Origin of the sequence: Amycolatopsis sp. NPDC001319 (assembly GCF_042896185.1) — a bacterium.
Classification (GTDB): domain Bacteria; phylum Actinomycetota; class Actinomycetes; order Mycobacteriales; family Pseudonocardiaceae; genus Amycolatopsis.
The window spans coordinates 639,108-662,867 of the sequence record NZ_JBIAWY010000002.1 but is presented as its reverse complement, the minus strand read 5'-3'; the positions used below and the strand labels follow the sequence as shown (position 1 = coordinate 662,867).

Genomic DNA, 23,760 nt, shown 5'->3' with positions numbered 1-23,760 from the left:
CTCTTGACGCAGTCACTCACCTCCGACCAGGCCGCGGTTCTCGTCGACCCCGACGAGAACCGCGGCGGGACCGGCACCACCCGGTTCGTCCTCACCAAGATCGCCGAAGCCCTCGCCAGCATCGTGCTGGTGATCGTGCTCGGGTTCCTGCTGTTCCGGCTCCTGCCCGGCGACCCCGTGGCGTTCATGGTCCGCGAACGCCCCACCGACCCCGTCCAGATCGCCGAGCTGCGCGACCGCCTCGGCATCGACAAGCCCCTGATCACCCAGTTCTGGGACTACTTCACCGGCCTGTTCCGCGGCGACTTCGGCACCTCCTACATCGAACGCCGGCCCGTGCTCGACATGATCGGCGAACGGCTGTGGCCCACGGTGCTGCTCGTGGGCAGCGCGACCGTGCTCGCCGTCGCGCTCGGCCTGTGGCTCGGCATCCGCGCCGCCTGGAAACGCGACAGCTTCTTCGACCGCGCCCAGACCGGCATCGCCCTGACCCTGTGGTCGGTTCCGCAGTTCTGGCTCGGCCTGCTGCTGCTCGTCGTCACCGGCGGCCTGTTCCCCAGCCGCGGCATGCACTCGCCCGACGCCGGACCCGGGTTCCTCGCCCAGGGCCTCGACGTGCTGCACCACCTGGTCCTGCCGTGCGTGACACTGCTTGCGGTGTTCTACGCCCAGTACATGCTGGTGATGCGCTCGTCGCTGCTGGGGGAGATGAACGCCGACTACCTCACCACCGCCCGCGCCAAAGGCCTGCGCGACGACCTCGTCCGCCGCCGCCACGCCGTGCCCAACGCGCTGCTGCCCACCGTGACCCTGGTGTTCATGCAGTTCGGCATGGTCGTCTCCGGCGCCGTCACCGTCGAGGCCGTGTTCAGCTGGCCCGGCCTCGGCCAGCTCACCTACGACGCGCTGCACGGCCCGGACCTGCCGGTGCTGCAAGGAGTTTTCGTCGTGCTCGCCAGTGCCGTCGTCCTGATGAACCTGCTCGCGGAACTGCTCTACCGCGTGCTCGACCCGAGGGTGCGCACCGCATGACCGCCCCCGCCACCACCGCGTCCGAGACGCCGCGCGCCATCGCGTGGCGCCGCCGCCGCGCCGGCATCGCCCGCACCTGGCACGAGTTCGCCGCCCAGAAAGCCGCGCTCACCGGGTTCGTCCTGCTCGTGCTCACCGTCCTGCTCGCCCTGCTGCTGCCCGTGATCAGCGACTCCAGCGGCCTCGACGTCACCCAGGCCACCGGCCGCCCCCTGAGCCCGCCCGACGGGCAGTTCTGGCTCGGCACCGACATCGACGGCCGCTCCGTGCTCCTGCTGACGATGTGGGGCACCCGGATCTCCCTGCTCGTCGGGTTCGCCGCCACGGTGCTGAGCGTGCTCATCGGCACCGTCATCGGCATCGCCGCCGCGCACTTCGGCGGCTGGATCTCCACGATCCTGCTGCGCTTCACCGACTTCTTCCTCGTCCTGCCCTCCCTCGTGCTCGCCATCGCGCTGTCCGCGGTGCTGCCGCAGGGGATCTGGACGATCGTGCTCGCCATCGGCGTCACCGCCTGGCCCAGCACCGCCCGGCTCGTGCGCGCCCAGACCCTCACCATCGAAAGCCGCCCCTACATCGAACGCTCCCGGGCGCTCGGCGGCGGCCACCTGCACGTCGTCGGCAAACACGTCCTGCCCGGCGTCGCGCCGCTCGTGCTCGCCAACACCACCCTGGTGGTCGGCAACTCGATCATCGCCGACGCGACCCTGTCGTTCCTCGGCGTCGGCGACCCGAGCTCCATCTCCTGGGGCGCCATGCTCGAAACCGCGCTCAACAACGGCGCCGTCAGCCGCGGCGCGTGGTGGAACCTGCTCCCGCCGGGCATCGCGATCGTGCTCGTCGTGCTGTTCTTCACCCTGGTCGGCCGCGGGCTGGAGACGGTGCTGAACCCGAGGCTCAAAGGACAACACTCGTGACCGCCCTGCTCGAACTCAAGAACCTCGGCGTCACCTACCGCACCGGCGGCGGCGAGGTCCCCGCCGTCCGCGGCGTCGACCTGCGCCTGGAAGCCGGCGGCACGCTCGGCGTGGCGGGGGAGTCCGGCTCGGGCAAGTCCACCGTCGCCATGAGCGTGCTGCGCCTGCTGCCCCGCAGCGCCACCGTGACCGGCGAGATCCTGCTCGACGGCGAAGACGTCACCACGATGCGCTGGGGCCGCCTGCGCGCCGTGCGCTGGGCCGAGGCGTCGGTGGTGTTCCAGGGCGCCATGCACGCGCTCAACCCCGTGCGCCGCATCGGCGAGCAGATCGCCGAACCCCTGCGCCTGCACCCGCCCGAGACCGGCGCGCTGAGCGAGCCGCAGGTGAAAGCCCGCGTCGCCGAGCTCCTCGAACAGGTCGACCTGCCACCCTCGCGCGCCGGCGCCTACCCGCACGAGCTGTCCGGCGGACAGAAACAGCGCGTGATGATCGCGATGGCCCTGGCCTGCTCACCGCGCCTGGTGATCGCCGACGAGCCGACCACCGCACTCGACGTGATCGTGCAGGCCCAGGTGCTCGCCCTGCTGTCGAAGCTCGTGGCCGAACAGGACATCGGGCTCGTCATGATCAGCCACGACCTGTCCGTACTCGCCGCCACCTGCGACCGCATCGCCGTGATGTACGACGGGCAGCTCGTCGAGGAACGCCCCAGCGCCGAGCTCATGGCCGACCCGCACCACGAACACAGCCGCGCGCTCGCCGCCGCGTTCCCCACCGTCGGCGACCCCGTGTCCCGCTTCGCCCCGGCCACCAGCACCCCGCTGCCGCCCGAACCCGAGCACCGCGCCGGCCCCGGCGACACCCCGCTGCTCGAAGCCGAAAACCTCCACGTCAGCTTCCGCGACCGCACCGGCAAGCGCATCCACGCCGTCAACGGCGTCGACCTCGCCGTGCGCCGCGACGAGATCGTCGCCCTGGTCGGCCAGTCCGGCTCCGGCAAGACCACCCTCGCCCGCACCCTGCTCGGCCTGCAGAAAGCCGACTCCGGCGCGATCCGCCACGGCGGCAAACCCCTCCCCGCAGGCGGCGCCGCGCTGCGCGCCTACCGGCGCAAGGTCCAGCTCGTCCTGCAAGACCCCACGAGCGCGCTCAACCCCGCCCACACCGTCTACGAAGCCGTCGCGGAAGGCCCCCGCATCCACGGCCTGCCCGCCGAACGCGACACCGTGCTCAAGGCGCTGGAGGCGGCGGAGCTGCGGCCCCCGGAGAAGTTCCTCGACCGCCTGCCCCACGAGCTCTCCGGCGGCCAGCGCCAGCGCGTGGTCATCGCCGGCGCGCTCGCGCTCGAACCCGCCGTGCTCGTGGCCGACGAACCCGTCGCCTCCCTCGACGCATCCGTGCGCGGCGAAATCCTCGCCCTCCTGCTGCGGCTGCGGCGCGAACTCGGCCTCGCCGGGCTCGTGATCACCCACGACCTGGGCCTGGCCTGGAACATCGCCGACCGCGTCGCCGTGATGTACCGGGGCGAACTCGTCGAAACGGGCACCGTCGAGCAGGTCCTGCTCGACCCCCGGCACGAGTACACCCGCTCCCTGCTCGCCGCCCTGCCCGGCGGCACGGCCCAGCGCGCGACCACCGGCAGCTGAACGTTCCGGGCCACTTCCGGAAAAACGGCGTCCACCACCCACGGGCGGAACATTCACCCGGACCGCACGCCGGCCGCCCGAACAGGTGCGCGAAACGGCATCGGAGCGGGAGCCCGTGCGGTGAGGCGAAGATTCACCCGGTAATCTCCTGGATCGAAATGGCGACCACCACCGACTCCGCGCAGCCGTCCGCGATCAGCGCTCCGGACGCGCGATTCCTCACGCCCTCGCGGTTCCCGTACCGCACGATCGCGATGGGCACCATCGGGACCACGCTGCTCATGCTCGCCGCGCTCGGCGCCGGCGGGATCCTGATCCGCGACCCCGTCCTCGGCCACGGCCCGCTGTCGTGGATCCGCTACGGCCACGGCCGCGCGCTCGCCAACGGACTGCTCTACCTCGGCTTCGCGCTCGTCGTCTGGGCCTGGGTCCGCCTCGGCCGCTACGTGCTCGCCGGCCGCATCGGCAGCAAGCCCATCCTCGTCGCCGCCCTGTGCTGGATGGCGCCCCTGCTCGTGTCGCCGCCGCTGTTCACCCGCGACGTCTTCTCCTACCTCGGCCAGGGCGCCCAGCTGCTCTACGGGCTCGACCCGTACGCCAACGGCCCCGCCGAGCTCGACGTGCTCCCCAACGTGGTGCAGAACGTCCACCCGCTCTGGCAGACCACGCCCGCCCCGTACGGGCCGCTGTTCCTGCTCATCTCCAAGGGCATCGTGTCCATCACGCAGGACAACATGATCGCCGGCGTGATCCTCACCCGCGCCGTGCTGCTCGTCGGCCTCGGCATGACCCTGTGGGCGCTGCCGCGGCTCGTGAAGCACCTCGGCGGCAAGCTCCCCGTGGCGCTGTGGCTCGCGGTCGCCAGCCCGATGATGGTCATCCACCTCTTCGGCGGCCCGCACAACGACCTCATGATGCTCGGCTTCCTCACCACCGGCGTCCTCGCCGCCCTCGAGCGCAAGTACATCGTCGCCGTCGTGCTCGTGACCATCGGCATGCTGATCAAACCGACCGCCGCCGTCGCCCTGCCCTTCCTCGTCTGGATGTGGGCCGCGAACATGACCGGCGAGTCGAAGGTCAAGAACTTCTTCAAGGCCGGCGCCGCGTCCGTCGGGCTCTTCCTGCCCGTGTTCGTCGCCGGCACCTGGGTCTCGCTGGGCTCCCTCAACCTCGGCTGGTGGTCGGGCCTCGCGGCACCGCAGCTCATCGCCAACTGGCTCAACTTCCCGACCGGCATCGGCGAAGCCGTGTACAACCTCGTGCACCTCGTCGCCAACGTCCAGCCGTCGCCGTTCGTCACCGTCGCCCGCGCGATCGCCATGATCGGCCTCGCCGCGTTCGGCATCCGCCAGTGGTGGCTCGCCCGCGAAGGCGGCAGCAAGGCCGTGTATCGCGCCGCGATCACGCTGCTGGCCGTCGCGATCCTCATGCCGCCGACCCTGCCGTGGTACCTCACCTGGGGCTTCGTGCTCATCTCCGCGTTCCCCTGGGAACGCCGGAACCTCTCCGCCGTGGTGGCCGTGTCGGTCTTCGTGACCCTCGTGTACTACCCGACCGGCGAACAGGCCCTGTACGACTGGTGGTTCATCGCGATCGTCGTGGTGGTGAGCCTCTACGCGGCCGCGTCCCTGCTGCGCCCGGACCCCCTGGGCCTCATCTCGGCGTGGCGGCGACCGCGGGAAGACAAGTTCCTCCCCGCGGCACCCACCTCCGAGGGCTAGGGCCGCCCGAGCGCCTCGGCGAACAGCGGCGCGACCTTCGCCAACACGGACCGGCCCGGCTTGTCGACCCAGTCCGTGTTCGTGAAGACGAGCGACTCGGCCCGGTCACCCTTGCCCAGCACCAGCACACAGATCCGCACCCCGATGGGGTCGGTCGGCGCCGCGCAGAACCCGTACTGCGCATCCGCCACCTTCGGCGCCGTGAACTCGCTGACCGACCCGAAGTCAAGGTGCTGCACCGTCACGTGGCCACAGGCGAGCGCCTTCTTCACACCTGCCACGACCTGAGCACCGGTGTAACCGTCGTACTCGGCCACGAGCTGCGCGATCTCGCCGCTCTCGCTGTTCGAATGCGCCTGGGCACCCAGCTTCGCTTTCGCGTCCCAGGGCTGCGCCGCACCGCAGGCGTTCACCAGCCGCAACGGCGTGGTCTCGCCGATGACGTACTCGACCGGCTGCACGTACTCGTCCTGCCCGACCTCCGCCAGTTCGTCCTCGGTCGGCAGCAGCCGCTCCAACGTCGGCGGATGCACCACCGACGAAGGCGGCGCGCTACTCGACACGGGCGGCGCCTTCGTCGTCGCACTCGGCCCGGTCGTCGCCGCACCGGACGAACATCCCGCGACGATCACCGCGAGACCGGACACCGCCGCCGTTTTCCACAAAATCCGTCTGTGCACGCACCAAGATCGCCGATCACCCGGTGATCGTTACCGGTCCTTGGCGAACGCCGCGGCGAACATCGGCAGCGTCGTCAGCAGGCTCTTCTTCGCCTTGCCGGGTTTCAGGCCCTCGTCGTTGATCTCGGTCGATTCGAGCACCTCCGCCCGATCGCCGTGGGCGAGAAACAGGACGCACTTCCGGACATCAGGAGTGTCGGCGGCCGCGCCGCAGAACCCGTACTGCGCGTCGACCCCGGGGAGCGCGGGGGCGGTGAACTTTTCGTCCACCTTGAAGTCCTCGGCCGTTTCGGTGAACGTGCCGCAAGCCATGGCGGCCTTGATCTGGGCAACCACCTGCGCGCCGGTCACGCCGTCGTAGCGGCCCATGCGCTCGTCGACGGTCTCGGAGGTCACTGCCGGGTTCGCGCCGCCGCCCATCTTGAACCAGCCGGCCGAGCTGCCCTCGACCACGGCCTTGTCCCACGACTCCATCGCCTCGTTCTCACAGGCGACGATGAGCTTCTTCGGGTACACGACGCTGATGGTCGACCGCGGCTGGTCCTCCACCGCGAACCCCGTCGGGGCCAGCGCCTCGTCCGTCGGCAGGAACTGCGACAGATCCGCCGGCTTCGGGATGTGCGACTTCCGGCTCGTGGTCGGAGGCGGGGTCGACGTGCGCGTCCCGATCCCGGCCTTCACCTCGCCCGAAGAGCATCCCGCGAGCACCAGCACGAGACCGGCCAAAACCAGCGTTTTCCTCAGCACGGCAGCAAGATCGTCGATCACCCGGCGATCGTTAGCGGCCGTCGTCACACCGTTACGAGAAGGACCAGCCGTGCCACGAGTGCACGGTCGTGAGGACCACCGCGTGTTCCGGCGGGTGCTCGGCGTACTGCGGGTACTTCGCCACCAGCCACGACACCGGCTCGGCCCGCGCGGCCGGATCCAGCACCTGCGCGACGCCGTCCGCGCGGGCCCACCACAGCTGGGACCAGTCGTCGGAGTAGGCGTCGACGAGGAAGGACACGGCCGGGTTCTCCGCGATGTTCGCCAGGCGGCGCAGCGCGGTCGTCGACTTGGGTTTGTGGTCGACGGCGAAGGCGATCGAATCACCGGACACCGCGAAGGTCACCGGTACCAGGTGTGGCACGCCGGCAGCCGAAGCCGTCGCCAGGCGGGCCACGCGGGAGGCCGCGAAGCGAGCTCGCGCTTCCGAAGCGGACAACCGCATGATCAGGCCAGCGCGGGGGAGTCGAGGGTCAACGTGCCCAGCTCGGTGTCCAGCGAAGCCCGCGCGCCCAGTGGCAGCGTCGGCGAGGACGCCACGTGGCCGAAGCCGAAGTCGCCCAGCACCGGGATGCCCAAGGGGGCCAAGCGGTCCAGCACCAGCGCCCGGATCTCTGCCGGGTCGCCGCACGCGGCCCACGAGCCCAGCACCACGCCCTGCGCGCCGGCGAACCAGCCCGCGCGCTGCAGCTGCGTCAGCATCCGGTCGATCCGGTACACGCTCTCGGTCACGTCCTCCAGCAGCACGATCCCGTCCGCGGCCGAACCCTGCTCCACCGTGCCGAGCCCGGCCGCGAGCAGCGACAGGTTGCCACCCACCAGCACGCCCGACGCGCGGCCCGGCACGAGCACGTCGGCGGCCGGCGCGTGCAGCACGCGCGTGCGCTCCGGCTCGAACAGCGTGCGCCGCAGGTGCTCGGCCGCGGTCTCGTCGAACAGGACCGAAGCGGGCATCGGCGAGAACAACGTGTCGAGGCCCAGGTGGGTGGCCACGGCACGGTGCAGGGCCGTCACGTCGGACGAACCCGCCAGCACCTTCGGCCCGGCAGCGCGCAGCGCCGCCCAGTCGATCAGGTCCAGCATCCGCTGCGCGCCGTACCCGCCACGGGCCGCGAGCACGCACGACACCTCCGGGTCGAGCCACGCGGCCGTGAACTCCGCCGCCCGCACCTCGTCCGGCGCCGACAGGTAGCCCGACGTCGAGCCGTGCACCGCCTCGCCGACCCGCACCTTCACACCCCACCCGCGCAGCACCGGCAGCGCCGCGTCGAGCAGATCCGGCGCGACGGGACCGGACGGCGCCACCAGCGCCACCGTGTCCCCGGGCGCCAGCCGCGGCGGTCTCATCGGGACAGCTCCAGCTTCGCCACGTCCGGCGTCGCGAACCCGAACACCTGGCCGTAGAACGACAGCTCGGCCTCCAGCGCGGTCACGATCGTCTCCGCCCGCCGGAACCCGTGCTGCTCACCCGGGAACCGCAGGTAGGCGTGGTCGACGCCGCTGCCGGCCAGGCCGGCGACGAACCGGTCCGCCTGCTCCGGCGGGCAGATCTGGTCCTCCAGCCCCTGCAGGAACAGCACCGGCCCCGCCAGCGAACCCGCGTGCGTGATCGGCGAACGCTCCCGGTAGCGGTCCGCGGTCTCCGGGTAGGGGCCGACCAGCCCCACCAGGTACTGCGACTCGAAGTCGTGCGTCTCGCCACCGGCGCCCGTCCACGTGGCGAGGTCCAGGATCGGGAACTTCACCGTCGCCGCCGCGTACGTGCGGGTCATGGTGATCGACGCCGCCGACGTGAACCCGCCCGCGCTGCCACCCCGGATCCCGAGCCGCGCGCCGTCGGCGGCGCCCTCGGCCACGAGCGCCTCGGCCACCGCCACGCAGTCGCCGACGTCCACCACACCCCACTGCTCGCGCAGCCGCTCCCGGAACGCCCGGCCGTACCCGGTGGAGCCGCCGTAGTTCACGGCCACCACGCCGATGCCACGGCTGGTGAAATACGCGATCGTCAGGTCCAGCGCCGCGTCGCTGCGCCCGGTCGGCCCGCCGTGCACGTGGACCAGGAACGGCGGCCGCTCACCCTCGGGACCGGTGAAGTCCGGGTTCCGCGGCGCGAACACGAACGCCGGGATCCGCGAACCGTCCGCCGCGGTGAACACACGCTCCTGCGGCACCGGCAGGTACTCCGCCGGCGGCAGGTCGGCCGGCTGCGGCGTCAGCGCCGTCCACGTGCCCGCGTCGAGATCCACGCGCACCACGGCGCTCTCGCGGTCCGCGCCCCCGGCGATCCCCACGACGCCACCCGGCACCACGGCCAGCCCGGACGTCGACCACACGCTCAGCTCCGGCACGACCGGCGTCACCGAACCGGCGTGCTCGTCGAGCACCGCCAGCCCGTCCGTGGTGAGGACGGCGTGCCGCCCGCCGCCGAGCGGCACGAACCAGCTCGCGCCGAGCTTCCACATCGCGCCGCCGATCTCCCGCTCCACCGGCGCCAGGTTCACTACCGTCCCGTCGAGCCCGACGCGGTGCAGGTTCCACCAGCCGTCCGGATCGAGCAGCGCCAGCAGCCGGTCCGGCGTCTCCCACTCCACCTGGCAGACCGCCACGTCGGCGCCACCGGCCAGCACCCGGGCCTCGCCGAACACCCCGTCGCCGTCCACGGGCGCGACGAACAGCTCCGTGCCGTCCCACGGCATCGCCGGGTGGTCCCACGCGAGCCACGCCGCGTGCGCACCGTCGGGCGAGAGCTGCGGCGCCGTGAAAAACCGATGGCCCGCCACGAGCACGCGCTCGGCCCCGCCCGCGACGGGGATGGCCACCAGCTCACGGGAGATGTCCGTGCGGCGCGGTCCGGTGCTGCGCTCCCGCACCGCCCACACCTCACCGGCGCGGCCCGCGCGAAGATCGCTGTAGCGCACGCCCTGCGGCTCGGCCGGCTCCGGCGTCAGCGCGCTCACCTCACCGGCGACCGACGCGTACACCCGCTGATCGGCCCAATGGGTGAAAACCACGACGTCGCCGATCGCGACCCACGGCCGGCCGCCGTACTCGTGCACCCGGTTGCGGACGTTCCACGGCGCCGGCAGCACGTCCTCGACCCCGCCACCCGGCACCGCGCGCACGAGCGCCACGCGGCCGCCTTCGGCCGGTCGGGCCTCGGCCCACCACAGTTCGTCACCCGCGGTCGCCGGCCACTGTGCGCCACCTCCCGCGGCCGCCACGTCCGCCGCCGAAACGGGTGAGGTCCAGGTTCCGTATGAAGAGATCTGTGGCACCCGGAAAGCCTAACGGCGATCCGCTGCGTGTCCGCACCCGCACGCACCGCACCGAAATCCCGGTCAACCAGGGGCGGCGGATGCCGATCATGCGCCCGTGGCCTAGGGTCGGGGGTGCTATGTCTCGCGTAATCCACGTCTTCCGCAAGCCCGACCGGTTCGTCGCCGGAACGGTCGGCGAGCCCGGCGATCGCACGTTCTACCTCCAGGCGTCGGAAGATGTCAGGACGATCAGCGTGACGATCGAGAAACAGCAGGTCGTCGTCCTCGCCGAACGCCTCGGCTCCCTTCTCGAGGAGGTCGCCAGCCGCTTCGGCGCCGACGTGCCCACCGACGTCCCCGACGACCATCTCGACGTCGACCCCCTCACGGTGCCCGTCGAGGAGGAGTTCCGCGTCGGCACCATGGGCCTCGGCTGGGACGCCGACTCCAGCGCCGTCGTGATCGAGCTGCTCGCGATCACCGAGGGTGAGGTCGACGAGACGGTGGTCCTCGACGACACCGAGGAGGGCCCCGACGCCGTGCGCGTGTTCCTGACCCCGGTCGCCGCCCGCGCCTTCGCCGAGCGCGCCGACCGCGTCGTCAACGCCGGGCGCAAACCCTGCCCGCTGTGCGGCGAGCCCCTCGACGCGACCGGGCACATCTGCCCCCGGCAGAACGGCTACCGCCGCGACGTCGACGTGGCCGAGGACTGAGGGCGCCGGTGGCCAGCACTCCGCCGGAGCCGACGGACCCCGCCGCGCGCGAATTCGTCACGCACGGCCGCATCGACGTCGAGGGCCGGCTCGTCGACGCCTCCAACGTCACCCTGTTCTGCGCGATCGAGCTCGACGGCGTCACCGGCCGGGTGGTCTACAAGCCGGTGTCGGGGGAGCGGCCGCTGTGGGACTTCCCCGACGGCACCCTCGCCGGCCGTGAGGTCGCGACCGCGATGATCGCCGACGCGTCCGGCCTCGGCGCCATCCCGCCCACCGTCCTGCGCGACGGCCCGTTCGGGCCCGGCATGGTCCAGCTGTGGGTGGAGACCGCCGAGGACGGCGACGTCGTCGACGTCTGCGCGCCCGACGAGGTCCCCGAAGGCTGGCGCACCGTGCTGCACGCCCACGACCGCCTCGGCGACCCGGCGGTCCTCGTCCACGCCGACCACCCCGGGATGCGTGAGCTGGCCGTGCTCGACGTCATCGTGAACAACACCGACCGCAAGGGCGGGCACCTGCTCGCCGGCACCGACGGCCGCGTCTACGGCGTCGACCACGGCATCTGCCTGCACACCGACCCGAAGCTGCGGACCGTGCTGTGGGGCTGGATCGGCGAGCGCCTCGGCGACGAGGCCGCGGAGAAGCTGCGCAAGCTGCGGTCCGACCTCGACGGCAAGCTCGGCGCCGACCTCGGCGAGCACATCACCACCTTCGAGGTCCGCGCGCTCTCGCAGCGGACCGACTTCCTGCTCGCCGAAGGGGTCTTCCCCGAACCCGGCGACGACTGGCGCGCGATCCCCTGGCCGCTCTTCTGAACGACTCGCTGGACGCCACGGCCCGCGCGAGGCTCGTCGACCGGTTCGGCGCGGGCGTCGGACCGTGGTGCGACGCGCTACCCGAACTCGTCACGCGCCTCGCGCAGCGCTGGACCCTCACGGTCCGGGAAGCGCGCCCGGGCAACACCGGCCGGACCCTGCTGTGCGACAGCCCCGACGGTCCCCGCGTCCTGAAACTGTGCCCCGATCCCGCGATCGCCCGGGCCGAGGCCACGGCGTTGCAGGCGTGGGCCGGCCTGCCTCGAGTCGTGCAGCTGCTCGACACCGACCTCGCCGCGGGCGCGATCCTGCTCGAAGGCCTAGTGCCCGGCACCCCCCTGACCGGCGCCGACGTCCCCTGGAACCAGGTCCGCGACCTGCTCGGCCAGCTCCACGGCGTCGGCGCGGACGGCCCGTTCCCGACCCAGCTCGAGCGCGTCCACGCGATGTTCGACCTCGCCGAACGCCGCTTGCGGGGCAGCACCGCGCAAGCGCACCTGCCGATGCACGTCCTGCGCACCGGGCGCACCCGCGCCGAAACCCTCGCCACCACCGGCCCCGTCGCTCTCGTCCACGGCGACCTGCACCCCGGCAACGTCCTCGACGCCGGCCCGGCCCGCGGCCTCGTCGCGATCGACCCCCGCCCGTGCATCGGCGACCCGGCCCTCGACAGCGTCGACTGGGCGTTCCTCCCGCTCGCCGACGGCGGCGCACTCGACGACGGCCTCGCCGAGTTGCCCGACCCCGGCCGCACCCGCGCGTGGTGCGTCGCGCTCGCCCCCCTCGTCGCGATGGGCCCCTTGCGCCGCACCGGCCCGACGCCCTTCACCGACGCAGTCCTCGCGCTCCTGCGGTAGGTGTGGCGCTTGTCACTGTTCGGCTCCGGGTTCAACCGTTGCGGTGCCGAGCGCCGTGTCGCGGGATGCCGGGCGAGCACGCGCCGGCTCCCGCTGCCGAAGGACTGACATGACCGCAACGAAGGCTCCCGGCGCGATGACCCGCGAGATGCGCATGGTGCACACCGCGCTGCGCCGCGAGTTCGGGCTGATGCCGAAGCTGATCACCGGCGTCGCCGAAGGGGACACTGCGCGCGCCGCGCTCGTCGCGGGCCACCTCGAGCTCGTCAGCACGATCCTGCACCACCACCATCACGCCGAAGACCTCGAGATCTGGCCGCACCTGCTCGACCGCTGCCCCGCCGACGTCGCGCCGCTCGTGCACGGCATGGAACGCCACCACGAACGCATCGCGTTCCTCGGCGTCGACCTCACCGAGGCCGTCGCGGCCTGGCGCAGCGAGCCGGACCCCGCGCACCGCGACGCCGTGCTGGCCGTGCTCGACCCGCTGATCACCGTGCTGTACGAGCACCTCGGCGCGGAAGAGGACTACGTGCTCCCGCTGATCGAACAGCACATCACCGCCGCCGAGTGGAACACGATGGCCGCCCAGGCCGCGGCCGCGCTCCCGGCCGAGAAGCTCCCGCTCGTGCTCGGGATCATGATGTACGAAGGCGACCCCGGGGCCGTCCGGGACACCCTCGGCAATCTGCCCGCCGAAGCCCGCGACCCCCTCGCCGAGCTGGCGCCGCGCCTGTACGCGGACCTCGCCGAAACCCTCCACGGCACCCGCACGCCCCCGAAGGAATCCGCGCACGCCCGCTGAACCGGCCCGTCACGGCCCAGCGGCACGGCCACTCGTCACGGCCACAGGAGCGGCACCGCCTTCTCCAGCGCCCAGCCGATGACCACGAACCAGCCGGCGATCCACACGAACGCCGGGATCGAGGTGAGCTCGGCGAGGCCGGCCGCGTCGTCGGTGTGGTCGCGCAGGCCGTGGCGCACCCGGTTGGACACGATCGCGGCCAGCCCGCCGATCTCGCTGGTGAGCAGCAGCCACGCCTCGCCGTACGCGACGGCGTTCTGCACCCACCCCGGTGCCGCCCGCCAGACGGTGAAGGTGACCATCCCCAGCGCGACCACCGCGACGAAGGTGATCAGGTCCCGCGTGACCACCAGCACGAGCACCATCACCAGCGTCGTGAGCGCGAGAACGGCGGGCGCGTGGCCGTGGCGCAGCAGCCCGGCGGCACCGAGCCCGGCCAGCGACGGCATCGCGTACCCGGCCACGCTCGTCAACGTCCGCGACCACGGCGACGGGGCCCACGACCACGTGGCACCGCTGTCGGCGCCGGTGATCGCGATCCGGTACACCCCGCCGCCGGTGAGGACGCTCGCCAGCGCGTGCCCGGCCTCGTGGAACACCGTCCCCAGCACGTTCGCGTGCCCGATCAGCAGATCCTTCTCGCTCGACAGGAACGCGAACGTCCCCGCCGACACCGCGGCCGCGAACAAGCCCGTCACCAGCACCAACCACTGCCCGGGCGCCTCGACCGTCCCGGTCAGCGACCCGAAGATCCCCCCACCCGCCATGACCTCGACCTCCCCTGGGAACGGCAGGAACCCGAAGAATCGCACGTGGGTACGACATTTCCGGCGCATCGAAGGCCGTCAAGGATCAAGAGCCGCCCGGCGTGGCGGCACGACTTCGGCCTACGAACCGCACTACGGTGCTCGGCCGTGCGCTCACATTCGTACGACGACGTGCTGTCGGGTCCGCGCAAGCGGAAGATCCCCGAGATCCCGGCCGAACCCGGCCTCGTGGTCGAAGATCCCGCCAGCGGCTACTGCGGCGCGGTCGTGAAGATCGAGTACGGCAATGTCGTGCTCGAGGACGCCAAGGGCCGCCACCGCGTGTTCCCGCTCGGCCCGGCGGCGTTCCTGCTGGAGGGCAAGCCCGTCACGCTCGTGCCGGTCCGCAAGGCCGCCGCGCCCGTCAAGAAGGTGTCGGCGTCCGGCTCGGTGAAGGTGCAGGGCCTGCAGGCCCGCGTCGCACGGGACTCCCGGATCTGGGTCGAGGGCAAGCACGACGCCGAGCTCGTCGAACGCGTGTGGGGCCACGACCTGCGTGTGGAAGGCGTGGTCGTGGAGCCGCTGGACGGCGTCGACGTGCTGGCCGGGAAGATCGCCGACTTCGGCACCGGGCCCGGCCGCCGCCTCGGCGTGCTGGTGGACCACCTCGTGACGGGCAGCAAGGAGTCACGGCTGGTCGCGCAGATCCGGGACGAACAGGTGCTCGTGACCGGTCACCCGTACGTGGATATCTGGCAGGCCGTGAAACCTGCCGCGGTCGGCATCCGCGCCTGGCCGGAGATCCCGCGCGGCACCGAGTGGAAGGTCGGGATCTGCGAGGCGCTCGGCTGGGGCGAGACCTATGAGGGCTGGCAACGGGTCCTGGCCGCCGTGAGCAGCTTCCGCGACCTCGAGACGCCGCTCATCGGCGCCGTCGAACGGCTCATCGACTTCGTCACCGAACCCGCCGAATGACCCGGAAGTGAGCCCGGTATGCCCGATTTCGGGCAAGGTCACGCGTCGGTCACGTCGAGTCACTTGCCCGGTGCGAACCGGCGCGATCTGAGAGCATGAGCACATGGCAGCAGCATTGATCTGGCTGATCATCGGCATCGTCCTGATGATCGCGGAAGTCATCTCGGGCGACTTCGTGTTGATCATGCTCGGCATCGCCGCGCTGCTCGGCGCCGGCTCCGAAGCGATCACCGGCAACATCTTCATCGACGTCGCCGTGTTCGCCGTCAGCTCCGTCGCACTGCTGGCACTGGTCCGCCCCGCGCTCAAGCGCCGCTTCCTCGCCGGCTCCCACACACCCACGGGCACGGACGCGCTCATCGGCGCCCGCGCCGTCGTGGTGTCCACAGTGGACTACGACGCCGGGCAGGTGAAGATCGGGGGAGAGATCTGGTCGGCGCGCGCGGTGCACGAGTCGCACCCGCCGATCGCGCCGGGCACCAGCGTGACCGTCGTCGAGATCTCCGGCGCCACCGCCGTGGTGGACGTCGTGTCGTGATCGCGAGAACTCCGGAAAACGGTACTAGGTAAGGGGAAACGCTCTTGTCGACAATTGCGATCGTCGTGGTCGCGCTTCTGGTCTTGTTCGTCATCATCACGGTGGTCAAGGCGATCATGGTGGTGCCGCAGGCCCAGTCGGCGGTGATCGAGCGACTCGGCCGGTTCCGCACGGTCGCCTCGCCCGGCCTGACGTTCCTGGTGCCGTTCCTGGACAAGGTCCGCGCCCGGATCGACCTGCGCGAGCAGGTCGTCTCGTTCCCGCCGCAGCCGGTGATCACCGAGGACAACCTGACGGTCAACATCGACACCGTCGTGTACTTCCAGGTCACCGACTCGCGCGCCGCAGTGTACGAGATCTCCAACTACATCATCGGTGTCGAGCAGCTCACCACCACCACGCTCCGCAACGTGGTCGGTGGCATGAGCCTGGAGCAGACGCTGACCTCCCGCGACGCGATCAACAGCCAGCTGCGCGGCGTCCTCGACGAGGCCACCGGCCGCTGGGGCATCCGCGTCGCGCGGGTCGAGCTCAAAGCGATCGACCCGCCGCCGTCGATCCAGGACTCGATGGAGAAGCAGATGCGCGCCGACCGGGAGAAGCGCGCGATGATCCTCACCGCCGAAGGTCAGCGAGAGTCGTCGATCAAGACGGCGGAAGGCCAGAAGCAGAGCCAGATCCTCTCCGCGGAAGGCCAGAAGCAGGCCGCGATCCTCGCGGCCGAGGCCGAGCGGCAGTCCCGCATCCTGCGCGCGCAGGGTGAACGCGCCGCCCGCTACCTGCAGGCCCAGGGTCAGGCGAAGGCGATCGAGAAGGTTTTCGCCGCCATCAAGGCCGGCCGGCCGACGCCCGAGGTGCTCGCCTACCAGTACCTGCAGACCCTGCCGCAGATGGCGCAGGGCGACGCGAACAAGGTCTGGATGATCCCGAGCGACTACGGCAAGGCCCTCGAGGGCTTCGCCCGCGCGCTCGGCGCCCCCGGCGACGACGGCGTGTTCCGCTACGAGCCGCCGAAGGACGACACCCCCGAACGCCCCGACCTCGACGACGACGAGGTCGCCGGCTGGTTCGACACCTCGACCGACCCGAAGGTCGCCGAGGCCGTCGCCGCCGCGGAAGCCGTGGCGCGCAAGGAGGTGCCGAGCCCGCTCAACACCCCGCCGCCGCGCCGCGCTCTCGGCGGCCCCACCTCGACGCCGGAAGCCGCGGCTCCGGCCGCACCGGCTGAGGAAGAGCCGCCCGCACCGCCGGCCCCGACCACGCCGCCGCCCAGCACGCCGCCGCCGGGGCTCCAGCAGCAGAACCCCCAGTCGCTCCCGCAGCCGCAGCCCCCGACCACTCCGCCGGGTGGTCCGTACCAGGGCCCGCCGCAGCAGTTCGGCGGTCAGCAGGGGCAGGGTCCGGGCAGCGGGCCGTTCCCGCAGCAGGGCCCGTTCGGCGGACCCCAGGGCGGGCCGCCGCAGCAGCGCCGCTGACGCACCACGCGAAAGAGGGGCGCCACACCGTCATTCCGGTGCGGCGCCCCTCTTTCGTCGTCAACGGCGGGCGTAGACGCTCACGTCGTCGATGTTCGCTTTCGACCGGTCCGGCAGCGCGATCACGCACAGGACCGTGACCACCGCGGACAGCACGATGTAGATCGACACCGAGTACGGCGTGCCGGTCAGGTGCAGCAGCCACGTCGCCAGCAGCGGCGCGGGCCCGCCCGCGAACACCGACGCCAGCTGGTACCCGAGGCCGGCGCCGCCGTAGCGCAGGTGCGTCGGGAAGCTCTCGCCGATCAGCGCGGCCTGCGGCCCGTACTGCATCGCGTGCGCGGCCAGCGACACGATCACCGCGACGAAGATCAGCACGTGTCCGGCGTGGCTGAGGATCGTGAAGTACGGGAACGCGATCACCGCCGTGAGCACCGAGCCGCTCAGATACACCCGTTTCCGGCCGATCCGGTCGGAGAGCTGCGAGAACACCGGGATCAGCACCAGCTCCGCCAGCGCGCCGACGAGCACCGCGTTGAGGATGAACGTCTTGCTGAACTCGGGACGTTCCACCACGTACACGAGCACGAAGCTGGTGAACAGGTAGAACGGCATCTGCTCGCTGAAGCGCAGGCCCGCCGAGAGCAGGATCTCCCGCCAGTGGTGGCGCACCGCGTCCTTCACCGGCGCCTTCGACGTCTTCTTGTTCGCCACCACCCCCGCGAACATCGGGGTCTCGAGGATCCGGAGCCGGATCACGAGACCGATGACCACGAGCACCAGGCTGAGCAGGAACGGGATCCGCCAGCCCCACGAATCGAAGTCCTCCTGCGACAGCGTGGCCGACAGCAGGGTCATGCCACCGGTTCCGAGCACCAGCCCGACCGGCACGCCGACCTGGGCGAAACTGGCGAGCAGCCCGCGCCGGCGTTGGTCACCCCATTCCATCGCGAGCAGAACCGATCCGCTCCACTCACCACCGATCGCGATGCCCTGCACCAGGCGCAGCAGCACCAGGATGATGGGAGCCGCGATCCCGATCGACGCGGTCCCCGGCAGCACCCCCACGAGTGCCGAGGACAAGCCCATCAGGAGCAGGGTGACGATGAGCGTCGCCTTGCGCCCCAGGCGATCGCCCCAGTGCCCGAAGATCGCCGCGCCGACCGGGCGTGCGGCGAACCCCACCGCGTAGGTGGCGAACGACTGCATCACGCCCGCGTAGCCGGTTGAAGAGGGGAAGAACAGGTGGGGGAAGACGAGTGCGGCGGCGGTGTTGTAGAGGAAGAAGTCGTACCACTCGATCGTCGTCCCGATCGACCCGGCGAGCGCCGCCCGCCGCACCTGCACTCGACGGTCTCCGGAGGACGCTGCGACTGACTTGGTGACTTCGTTGTCGCCTAGAACCATGATGCACACCTCTCGTGACTGGCGTCACTCAATAGTGTGAGGCACCTGCCCCGGTTCGGCGATTCCTGACGAACGATGCGGGAAGGCCGTTTCATCCCGTCACCCTTTGTGGTCGTATTCCGCCGAAAACCACGGTCTGCGATTGTTCCGGAAAACTTCGCGACGGGATGTCGGGAACCCGGGCGCGGCTCCGTCCCCGCGGCGAACACAGACCGAGCCTCACCGAGGAGACCCCCGTGGACCGCAGCGAGATCACCGAGATCCTCAACCGCCCGCTCAGCCAGGAGCTGCTGGCGCGCGACCTGACCCGCCTGGCCTACGTCGCCCAGGACGGGACGCCGCGCACCGTGCCGATCGGGTTCGCCTGGAACGGCACCGAGATCGTCATGTGCACCACCAAGAACGCACCGAAGCTCCCTTCGCTGCGCGCCAACCCGATGGTCGCGCTCACCATCGACACCGAGGTGCACCCGCCGAAGATCCTGCTCGTCCGCGGCCGCGCGGAGCTGGACGTCGTCGACGGGATCCCCGAGGAGTACCTGCAGATGAACGGCTCCTACGAGATGACCGCCGAACAGCGCGTCGAGTGGGAGGCCGAGGTCCGGTCGCTCTACGACGGCATGGTCCGGATCGTCGTGACCCCGACCTGGGTGAAGCTCATCGACTTCGAGACCACCCTGCCCAGCGCCGTCGAAGAGCTCGTCAAGCAGCGCGCCGAGCGTCAGCACGCCTAGAAGATTTCCGCCGCCGGATGTCGGGAACCCGCGAACGGCTGCGTCCCCCTACCGAACCCGGCCAGAATGGGCCGGAACCACACCGAGGAGAACGACGATGGCCAAGTACCTGCTGCTCAAGCACTACCGCGGCGCGCCGGCCGCCGGCAACGACGTGCCGATGGACCAGTGGACCCCCGACGAGGTCACGGCCCACGTGCAGTACCAGCGCGACTTCGCGGCCAAGCTCCAGAGCACCGGCGAGTTCGTGGACAGCCAGGCGCTCTCGCAGGAAGGCACCTGGGTCAGCTCCGGCGGCGAGGGCCGGCCGCCGGTCACCGACGGGCCGTTCGCGGAGACCAAGGACCTCATCGCCGGCTGGGTGATCATCGACGTCGAGTCCCACGAGCGCGCGGTCGAACTCGCCGGCGAGCTGTCCGCGGCACCGGGTGCGGGTGGCAAGCCGGTCCAGGAGTGGCTCGAGGTGCGCCCGTTCTACGGCGAGTGCCCCGCCATCACCGAATGACGGTGCCGGTGGACGAGACCCTGCTGCGGACCCTCACCCCGGCGGTGATCGGGATCCTCGGCCGCCGCGGAGCCGATTTCGCGGCGGCCGAGGACGCGGTGCAGGAAGCCCTGGTGGAGGCCGTGCGCGTGTGGCCGGACGACCCGCCGCGTGACCCGAAGGGCTGGCTGGTCACCGTCGCGTGGCGCAAGTTCCTCGACGCCGCGCGCGCCGACTCCTCGCGCCGCAACCGGGAACTGCGCGCGGACGAGGAGCCGGAACCGGGCCCGAGCGAGGTCGCCGACGACACGCTGCAGCTGTACTTCCTGTGCACGCACCCGTCGCTGACCCCGGCTTCGGCCGTCGCGCTCACGTTGCGCGCGGTCGGCGGGCTGACCACGCGGCAGATCGCGCAGGCCTACCTCGTGCCCGAGGCGACGATGGGCCAGCGCATCACCCGGGCCAAGAAGACCGTGGCGGGCGTGCGTCTGAACCAGGCCGGCGACGTCGCCACGGTTCTGCGGGTGCTGTACCTGGTTTTCAACGAGGGCTACTCCGGGGACGTCGACCTCGCCGCCGAGGCCATCCGGCTCACCCGCCAGCTGGCCGCTCGGATCGACCACGAGGAAGTCGCGGGCCTGCTCGCCCTGATGCTGCTCCACCACGCCCGCCGCCCCGCGCGGACCAGCACCGACGGCCGGCTCGTCCCGCTGGCCGAACAGGACCGCAGCCAGTGGGACACGCGCCTGATCGCCGAGGGCGTCGACATCCTGCAGGCCGCGCTCGCGCGCGACCGCCTGGGCGAGTTCCAAGCCCAGGCCGCGATCGCCGCGCTGCACGCCGACGCCCAGTCGGCCGAGGAGACCGACTGGGTGCAGATCGTCGAGTGGTACGACGAGCTGGTGCGCCTCACCGACAGCCCGGTGGCCCGCCTCAACCGAGCCGTCGCGGTCGGCGAGGCCGACGGTCCCCGCGCAGGCCTGGCCGCGCTCGCCGAACTCGACCCCACCCTGCCCCGCCACACCGCGGCGTCGGCCTACCTCCACGAACGCGCCGGCGACCCCGCCACCGCGGCCCACCTCTACACCGAAGCCGCCGCGGCCGCCCCCAACCTGCCCGAACGCGACCACCTCACCCGGCAGGCCGCCCGGCTGAACTCCCGGCTGCGCGAGTGACGCCGCGTCGTTGAGCCTGGTCGGCCAGGACATCGCGTAGACGTCGCGGTAGAGCTCAACCCGCGGTGGGTCACGTCGCCGCCCTGCCCGGCGAAGTGGCCGGCCCGCAGTGTGCCGCGGCCGCCCCGCGGCGCGCGTGATCCCGGTGCCCTTCACCAGCGAGCGCCCCTCGACGTGCTCGATCGCCGTCTGCATGGCTCGCGACCGAGAAGTCGGCCGCGAGCTCAGTGACCCGGTGCGGCTCCGGCGATGGCGATGTTGCACGGGCGCGCCCTCCGCTCTGTCGCAAAGCCCTGCGGGTTGACACGTAGGATTTCTCCTACCTATTGTTTCCGGCATGACCGTCTCCCGCATTCAGTTCGTCACCGTGCCGGTGGCCGACCAGGCGAAAGCGCGCGACTTCTACGTCGAGAAGCTCGGGTTCGAGGTCGTGGTCGATCGCGGTGGGCCGGCCGGGCGGTTCGTGATGGTGGCGCCGAAGGGGGCGCAGACCGGTCTGGTGCTGGTCGACTACCCGATCTCCGGCGTCACGCTCACCGGACCGCTGCACTTCCAGCTCGACACCACCGACCTCGACACAGACGTGGCCGCGTTGCGCGACAACGGGATCGAGGTCCCCAAGCCGCAGGGGATGCCGTGGGGTCGCGCGACCTCGTTCCGCGACCTCGACGGCAACGGTGTCGGCCTGCTCGAGCCGTCGGCGTTCGGCAACCGGCCGGGCTGAGCGGCGTGCCGGTCAACGACGACGTCTTCGCCGCGCTCGCCAACCCGGCGCGGCGCGAGGTGCTGCGGATGCTGCTGGAGGGCCCGATGGCCGCCGGTGATCTGGCCGTGCGCTTCGACATGCGCCGGCCCAGCCTGTCGGAGCACCTGCGCGTGCTGCGGGAGGCCGGACTGGTCACCGAGCAGCGTGCCGGGCGCAACCGCGTCTACTCCCTCGAAGCCGCACCGCTGGAGGAAGTGACGACGTGGCTGCACCCGTTCGAGCAGTTCTGGCGCACCAAGCTCACCAACCTGCGTGACCTGCTCGACGAGGAGGACCTGTGACCGAGGCCGTGCCGAACGCGGAAGACCCGACGGCCGTGCACGTCGACCAGTTCCTGCCGCACCCCGCGCGCAAGGTCTGGCGCGCGCTCACCGAACCGGAGCTGCTGGAACGCTGGCTCACGATGCCCAACGACATCAAACCCGTGGTGGGACACCGGTTCGAGCTGCTCGCTCAGCCCGTGCCGGCGGCCGGGTTCGCGGGCGGGCCGGTGCAGTGCGAGGTGCTCGTGGCCGACCCCGAACGCGAGCTGAGCATCAAGTGGGGTCCGAAGTGGACGGTCACGTGGCGGCTCGTGCCGGAGGGCACCGGCACCCGGCTGTTCCTCAGCCACGAGGGCTTCGACCCGGACGACGAGTTCGAGCGCGTCTCCCGCCGGATCATGGGCGGCGGCTGGCGCTCGCACGTGCCGCGAGCCCTGGAACGCGTGCTCAGCGCGCTGCCCGGCTGAACCCGGCTACGATCAGGCACCGTGACGGAGTCCAAACCGCTGCGCGCCGACGCCCGGCGCAACCGGGCCAAAGTGCTCGAAGCCGCGGAGACGGTGTTCGCGGCCAAAGGCACGGGCGCCCCGACCGAAGAGGTCGCACGCGAGGCCGGCGTGGGCGTCGGCACGGTGTTCCGGCACTTCCCGACGAAGGAAGCACTGCTCGAAGCGGTGCTCTACGCACGGCTGCACCGCTTCGTCGACGAGGCCGAGGCGGTCGTCGCGCAGGACTCACCCGACGCCGGCGCCGCGTTCTTCACGTTCCTGACCAGCTGGATCGAGATGTCCAGCGCGAAAAACGCCTACTTCGAAGCCCTCAGCGCCGCCGGCATCCACGTGCCACAGGCCGGCTCGGACGTCGCCACCCGCCTGCTGGAGGCGCTCGGCGTGCTGCTGCGCCGCGCGCAGGACGCCGACGCGGTGCGCGCCGACCTCACCGTGGCCGAGCTGATCCCGGTGATCATCGGCACGGCCAAGGCCGCCGAGCACATCGGTGCCGACTGCGCCCTGCGCGACCGCGTGGTCGCGATCCTCTTCGACGGCCTGCGCCCCGCCTTGTCAGCCGCGCACGCGCCGCGCGTCGGCGCTTGATCCGAGCGTGCCTGATCCGAGTGCACCGGACCCGAACGGCTCCAGCACGGGGCGTTTCGGGCTCATCGTGTCGCCGGACGACTCGCCCCGCAGGCGGCGCTGAACCCACGGCCACGCGTGCTCGCGGCTCCAACGCAGGTTCTCCTCCCGGCGTTCGCGGGCCGACAGGCGCGGGCGCGGCCCCAGCTCGGCCGAGGTGAGGTCGTGGGGGACCCCCAGCACGCCGAGGACCGCGATGGCGACCTCGAGGTGGCCGCGGGAGTTGAGGTGCAGGCGGTCGGGTGCCCAGAGCCGCCGGTCGCGCAGCTGCCGCATCGACCACATGTCCACCAGTAGCGTGCCGTGGCGGGCGGCGATGCCGCGCACGTTCTCGTTGTAGATCGCGACGCGCCCCCGCATCTGCCGGAACAACGCGTCTTCGACCCCGTCGACGCCGGTGAACAGCACGACCCGCGCACCGGTGCCGCGCAGCCGGGCGACGGCGAGCTCGTAGGAGTCGGTCAGCGCATCGATGTCGACCTTCGGGCGCATCAGGTCGTTGCCGCCCGCGTAGAGCGTGACCAGGTCCGGTTCCATCGCGATCGCCGGCTCGACCTGCTCGGCGAGCACCTGGGGCAGCAGCTTCCCGCGGATGGCGAGGTTGGCGTAGCGGAAGTCCGGCTCACGAGCGCCCAGCACCTCGGCGACGCGGTCGGCCCAGCCGCGCACGCCGTTCGGCGCGGCGGGATCGTCGTCGCCGACACCTTCGGTGAAGGAATCGCCCAGGGATACCAAGCGGTTGGTCATAACGGGAACCCTAATGCAGCCCGAAACGTCCCTTGATCGGCTGCGGTGTCACAGAGTGACGAGATTCGCTGAGATTTCTCCACGGATGGATGAACTTCTT

The 23,760-nt window shown here is 71.4% G+C and carries 26 protein-coding genes; 18 read left to right on the top strand and 8 right to left on the bottom strand.

Annotated features, from left to right (window positions below):
• Positions 1–3 precede the first annotated feature (3 nt).
• From ACFY1H_RS08845 to mptB, 4 genes are all read left to right on the top strand, one after another.
• Positions 4–1,032, top strand: a complete 1,029-nt coding sequence (locus tag ACFY1H_RS08845; RefSeq protein ID WP_366590158.1) for an ABC transporter permease — start codon at positions 4–6, stop codon at positions 1,030–1,032.
• Positions 1,029–1,949: an ABC transporter permease gene (locus tag ACFY1H_RS08840; RefSeq protein WP_366590160.1), complete on the top strand. Its 921-nt coding sequence runs from the start codon at positions 1,029–1,031 to the stop codon at positions 1,947–1,949. Before ACFY1H_RS08845 ends, ACFY1H_RS08840 begins: the two co-directional genes overlap by 4 nt.
• The gene (gene nikE / locus ACFY1H_RS08835) at positions 1,946–3,598 is read left to right on the top strand and encodes an ABC transporter ATP-binding protein (RefSeq protein ID WP_366590162.1); all 1,653 of its coding nucleotides are present in this window, start codon (positions 1,946–1,948) and stop codon (positions 3,596–3,598) included. The genes ACFY1H_RS08840 and nikE overlap by 4 nt, the downstream gene beginning before the upstream one ends.
• A gap of 158 nt (positions 3,599–3,756) precedes the next feature.
• A complete protein-coding gene (gene mptB / locus ACFY1H_RS08830; RefSeq protein WP_386945575.1) occupies positions 3,757–5,319 on the top strand; it encodes a polyprenol phosphomannose-dependent alpha 1,6 mannosyltransferase MptB in 1,563 nt (520 codons plus the stop codon).
• Here mptB and ACFY1H_RS08825 read toward each other — a convergent pair.
• The 5 genes from ACFY1H_RS08825 to ACFY1H_RS08805 form a co-directional block, all read right to left on the bottom strand.
• Positions 5,316–5,882 carry a hypothetical protein gene (locus tag ACFY1H_RS08825; protein ID WP_386945574.1) on the bottom strand — a complete coding sequence of 189 codons (567 nt, stop codon included), beginning with the start codon at positions 5,880–5,882 and terminating at the stop codon, positions 5,316–5,318. The two genes, mptB and ACFY1H_RS08825, sit on opposite strands and share 4 nt — an antisense overlap.
• A gap of 147 nt (positions 5,883–6,029) precedes the next feature.
• The gene (locus ACFY1H_RS08820; RefSeq protein ID WP_386945572.1) at positions 6,030–6,767 is read right to left on the bottom strand and encodes a hypothetical protein; all 738 of its coding nucleotides are present in this window, start codon (positions 6,765–6,767) and stop codon (positions 6,030–6,032) included.
• Positions 6,768–6,798: 31 nt separating this feature from the next.
• Positions 6,799–7,212 carry a TIGR03668 family PPOX class F420-dependent oxidoreductase gene (locus ACFY1H_RS08815; protein WP_366575993.1) on the bottom strand — a complete coding sequence of 138 codons (414 nt, stop codon included), beginning with the start codon at positions 7,210–7,212 and terminating at the stop codon, positions 6,799–6,801.
• Positions 7,213–7,214: 2 nt separating this feature from the next.
• On the bottom strand, positions 7,215–8,114 hold the full coding sequence (locus ACFY1H_RS08810) for an LD-carboxypeptidase (RefSeq protein ID WP_386945570.1): 900 nt from the start codon (positions 8,112–8,114) through the stop codon (positions 7,215–7,217).
• The gene (locus ACFY1H_RS08805) at positions 8,111–10,042 is read right to left on the bottom strand and encodes a prolyl oligopeptidase family serine peptidase (protein ID WP_386945568.1); all 1,932 of its coding nucleotides are present in this window, start codon (positions 10,040–10,042) and stop codon (positions 8,111–8,113) included. The genes ACFY1H_RS08810 and ACFY1H_RS08805 overlap by 4 nt, the downstream gene beginning before the upstream one ends.
• A gap of 119 nt (positions 10,043–10,161) precedes the next feature.
• On the opposite strand from ACFY1H_RS08805, the gene ACFY1H_RS08800 reads away from it, so the two are divergent.
• The 4 genes from ACFY1H_RS08800 to ACFY1H_RS08785 all read left to right on the top strand — a co-directional run bounded on the left by ACFY1H_RS08800 (position 10,162) and on the right by ACFY1H_RS08785 (position 13,217).
• Positions 10,162–10,737: a DUF3090 domain-containing protein gene (locus tag ACFY1H_RS08800; protein WP_366575999.1), complete on the top strand. Its 576-nt coding sequence runs from the start codon at positions 10,162–10,164 to the stop codon at positions 10,735–10,737.
• 8 nt (positions 10,738–10,745) lie between these two features.
• Positions 10,746–11,555, top strand: coding sequence for an SCO1664 family protein (locus tag ACFY1H_RS08795; RefSeq protein ID WP_386945566.1), 810 nt, complete (start codon positions 10,746–10,748; stop codon positions 11,553–11,555).
• Complete coding sequence (locus ACFY1H_RS08790; protein WP_386945954.1) at positions 11,540–12,412, top strand: phosphotransferase; 873 nt, start codon at positions 11,540–11,542, stop codon at positions 12,410–12,412. Before ACFY1H_RS08795 ends, ACFY1H_RS08790 begins: the two co-directional genes overlap by 16 nt.
• Before the next feature lie 109 nt (positions 12,413–12,521).
• Positions 12,522–13,217: a hemerythrin domain-containing protein gene (locus ACFY1H_RS08785; protein ID WP_386945565.1), complete on the top strand. Its 696-nt coding sequence runs from the start codon at positions 12,522–12,524 to the stop codon at positions 13,215–13,217.
• Between the two features lie 35 nt (positions 13,218–13,252).
• On the opposite strand, the gene ACFY1H_RS08780 is transcribed toward ACFY1H_RS08785, so the two are convergent.
• Complete coding sequence (locus ACFY1H_RS08780) at positions 13,253–14,029, bottom strand: M50 family metallopeptidase (protein ID WP_386945564.1); 777 nt, start codon at positions 14,027–14,029, stop codon at positions 13,253–13,255.
• A 102-nt stretch (positions 14,030–14,131) separates the two neighbouring features.
• On the opposite strand from ACFY1H_RS08780, the gene ACFY1H_RS08775 reads away from it, so the two are divergent.
• The 3 genes from ACFY1H_RS08775 to ACFY1H_RS08765 all read left to right on the top strand — a co-directional run bounded on the left by ACFY1H_RS08775 (position 14,132) and on the right by ACFY1H_RS08765 (position 16,951).
• Positions 14,132–14,938 carry a DUF3097 domain-containing protein gene (locus ACFY1H_RS08775; protein ID WP_386945562.1) on the top strand — a complete coding sequence of 269 codons (807 nt, stop codon included), beginning with the start codon at positions 14,132–14,134 and terminating at the stop codon, positions 14,936–14,938.
• 103 nt (positions 14,939–15,041) lie between these two features.
• Positions 15,042–15,476: an NfeD family protein gene (locus tag ACFY1H_RS08770; RefSeq protein ID WP_366576009.1), complete on the top strand. Its 435-nt coding sequence runs from the start codon at positions 15,042–15,044 to the stop codon at positions 15,474–15,476.
• A 116-nt stretch (positions 15,477–15,592) separates the two neighbouring features.
• On the top strand, positions 15,593–16,951 hold the full coding sequence (locus ACFY1H_RS08765) for an SPFH domain-containing protein (RefSeq protein WP_386945952.1): 1,359 nt from the start codon (positions 15,593–15,595) through the stop codon (positions 16,949–16,951).
• Positions 16,952–17,011: 60 nt separating this feature from the next.
• Here the strand turns inward: ACFY1H_RS08765 and ACFY1H_RS08760 are convergent, their stop codons facing one another.
• On the bottom strand, positions 17,012–18,358 hold the full coding sequence (locus ACFY1H_RS08760; protein ID WP_366576011.1) for an MFS transporter: 1,347 nt from the start codon (positions 18,356–18,358) through the stop codon (positions 17,012–17,014).
• 236 nt (positions 18,359–18,594) lie between these two features.
• Here ACFY1H_RS08760 and ACFY1H_RS08755 point away from each other — a divergent pair, with 236 nt between their 5' ends.
• The 7 genes from ACFY1H_RS08755 to ACFY1H_RS08725 all read left to right on the top strand — a co-directional run bounded on the left by ACFY1H_RS08755 (position 18,595) and on the right by ACFY1H_RS08725 (position 22,874).
• The gene (locus ACFY1H_RS08755; protein ID WP_386945559.1) at positions 18,595–19,092 is read left to right on the top strand and encodes a pyridoxamine 5'-phosphate oxidase family protein; all 498 of its coding nucleotides are present in this window, start codon (positions 18,595–18,597) and stop codon (positions 19,090–19,092) included.
• Between the two features lie 97 nt (positions 19,093–19,189).
• A complete protein-coding gene (locus tag ACFY1H_RS08750) occupies positions 19,190–19,597 on the top strand; it encodes a YciI family protein (RefSeq protein WP_386945558.1) in 408 nt (135 codons plus the stop codon).
• Positions 19,594–20,751, top strand: coding sequence for an RNA polymerase sigma factor (locus ACFY1H_RS08745; RefSeq protein ID WP_386945556.1), 1,158 nt, complete (start codon positions 19,594–19,596; stop codon positions 20,749–20,751). The genes ACFY1H_RS08750 and ACFY1H_RS08745 overlap by 4 nt, the downstream gene beginning before the upstream one ends.
• Positions 20,752–21,088: 337 nt before the next feature.
• On the top strand, positions 21,089–21,475 hold the full coding sequence (locus ACFY1H_RS08740; RefSeq protein ID WP_386945554.1) for a VOC family protein: 387 nt from the start codon (positions 21,089–21,091) through the stop codon (positions 21,473–21,475).
• Between the two features lie 5 nt (positions 21,476–21,480).
• Complete coding sequence (locus tag ACFY1H_RS08735) at positions 21,481–21,798, top strand: metalloregulator ArsR/SmtB family transcription factor (RefSeq protein WP_386945552.1); 318 nt, start codon at positions 21,481–21,483, stop codon at positions 21,796–21,798.
• Positions 21,795–22,247 (top strand): SRPBCC domain-containing protein, encoded by a 453-nt coding sequence (locus ACFY1H_RS08730; RefSeq protein ID WP_386945550.1) that lies wholly within the window; start codon positions 21,795–21,797, stop codon positions 22,245–22,247. The genes ACFY1H_RS08735 and ACFY1H_RS08730 overlap by 4 nt, the downstream gene beginning before the upstream one ends.
• A gap of 21 nt (positions 22,248–22,268) precedes the next feature.
• On the top strand, positions 22,269–22,874 hold the full coding sequence (locus tag ACFY1H_RS08725) for a TetR/AcrR family transcriptional regulator (RefSeq protein WP_366576022.1): 606 nt from the start codon (positions 22,269–22,271) through the stop codon (positions 22,872–22,874).
• On the opposite strand, the gene ACFY1H_RS08720 is transcribed toward ACFY1H_RS08725, so the two are convergent.
• The gene (locus tag ACFY1H_RS08720; RefSeq protein WP_386945548.1) at positions 22,842–23,660 is read right to left on the bottom strand and encodes an SGNH/GDSL hydrolase family protein; all 819 of its coding nucleotides are present in this window, start codon (positions 23,658–23,660) and stop codon (positions 22,842–22,844) included. The genes ACFY1H_RS08725 and ACFY1H_RS08720 overlap by 33 nt on opposite strands.
• Positions 23,661–23,760 lie beyond the last annotated feature (100 nt).

Coding starts and splice junctions, on each gene's coding strand:
- ACFY1H_RS08750 (WP_386945558.1), top strand. CDS start 19,190: ATGGCCAAGTACCTGCTGCTCAAGCACTACCGCGGCGCGCCGGCCGCC.
- ACFY1H_RS08770 (WP_366576009.1), top strand. CDS start 15,042: ATGGCAGCAGCATTGATCTGGCTGATCATCGGCATCGTCCTGATGATC.
- ACFY1H_RS08745 (WP_386945556.1), top strand. CDS start 19,594: ATGACGGTGCCGGTGGACGAGACCCTGCTGCGGACCCTCACCCCGGCG.
- ACFY1H_RS08800 (WP_366575999.1), top strand. CDS start 10,162: ATGTCTCGCGTAATCCACGTCTTCCGCAAGCCCGACCGGTTCGTCGCC.
- ACFY1H_RS08740 (WP_386945554.1), top strand. CDS start 21,089: ATGACCGTCTCCCGCATTCAGTTCGTCACCGTGCCGGTGGCCGACCAG.
- ACFY1H_RS08760 (WP_366576011.1), bottom strand. CDS start 18,358: ATGGTTCTAGGCGACAACGAAGTCACCAAGTCAGTCGCAGCGTCCTCC.
- ACFY1H_RS08785 (WP_386945565.1), top strand. CDS start 12,522: ATGACCGCAACGAAGGCTCCCGGCGCGATGACCCGCGAGATGCGCATG.
- mptB (WP_386945575.1), top strand. CDS start 3,757: ATGGCGACCACCACCGACTCCGCGCAGCCGTCCGCGATCAGCGCTCCG.
- ACFY1H_RS08720 (WP_386945548.1), bottom strand. CDS start 23,660: ATGACCAACCGCTTGGTATCCCTGGGCGATTCCTTCACCGAAGGTGTC.
- ACFY1H_RS08815 (WP_366575993.1), bottom strand. CDS start 7,212: ATGCGGTTGTCCGCTTCGGAAGCGCGAGCTCGCTTCGCGGCCTCCCGC.
- ACFY1H_RS08840 (WP_366590160.1), top strand. CDS start 1,029: ATGACCGCCCCCGCCACCACCGCGTCCGAGACGCCGCGCGCCATCGCG.
- ACFY1H_RS08810 (WP_386945570.1), bottom strand. CDS start 8,114: ATGAGACCGCCGCGGCTGGCGCCCGGGGACACGGTGGCGCTGGTGGCG.
- ACFY1H_RS08765 (WP_386945952.1), top strand. CDS start 15,593: ATGGTGGTGCCGCAGGCCCAGTCGGCGGTGATCGAGCGACTCGGCCGG.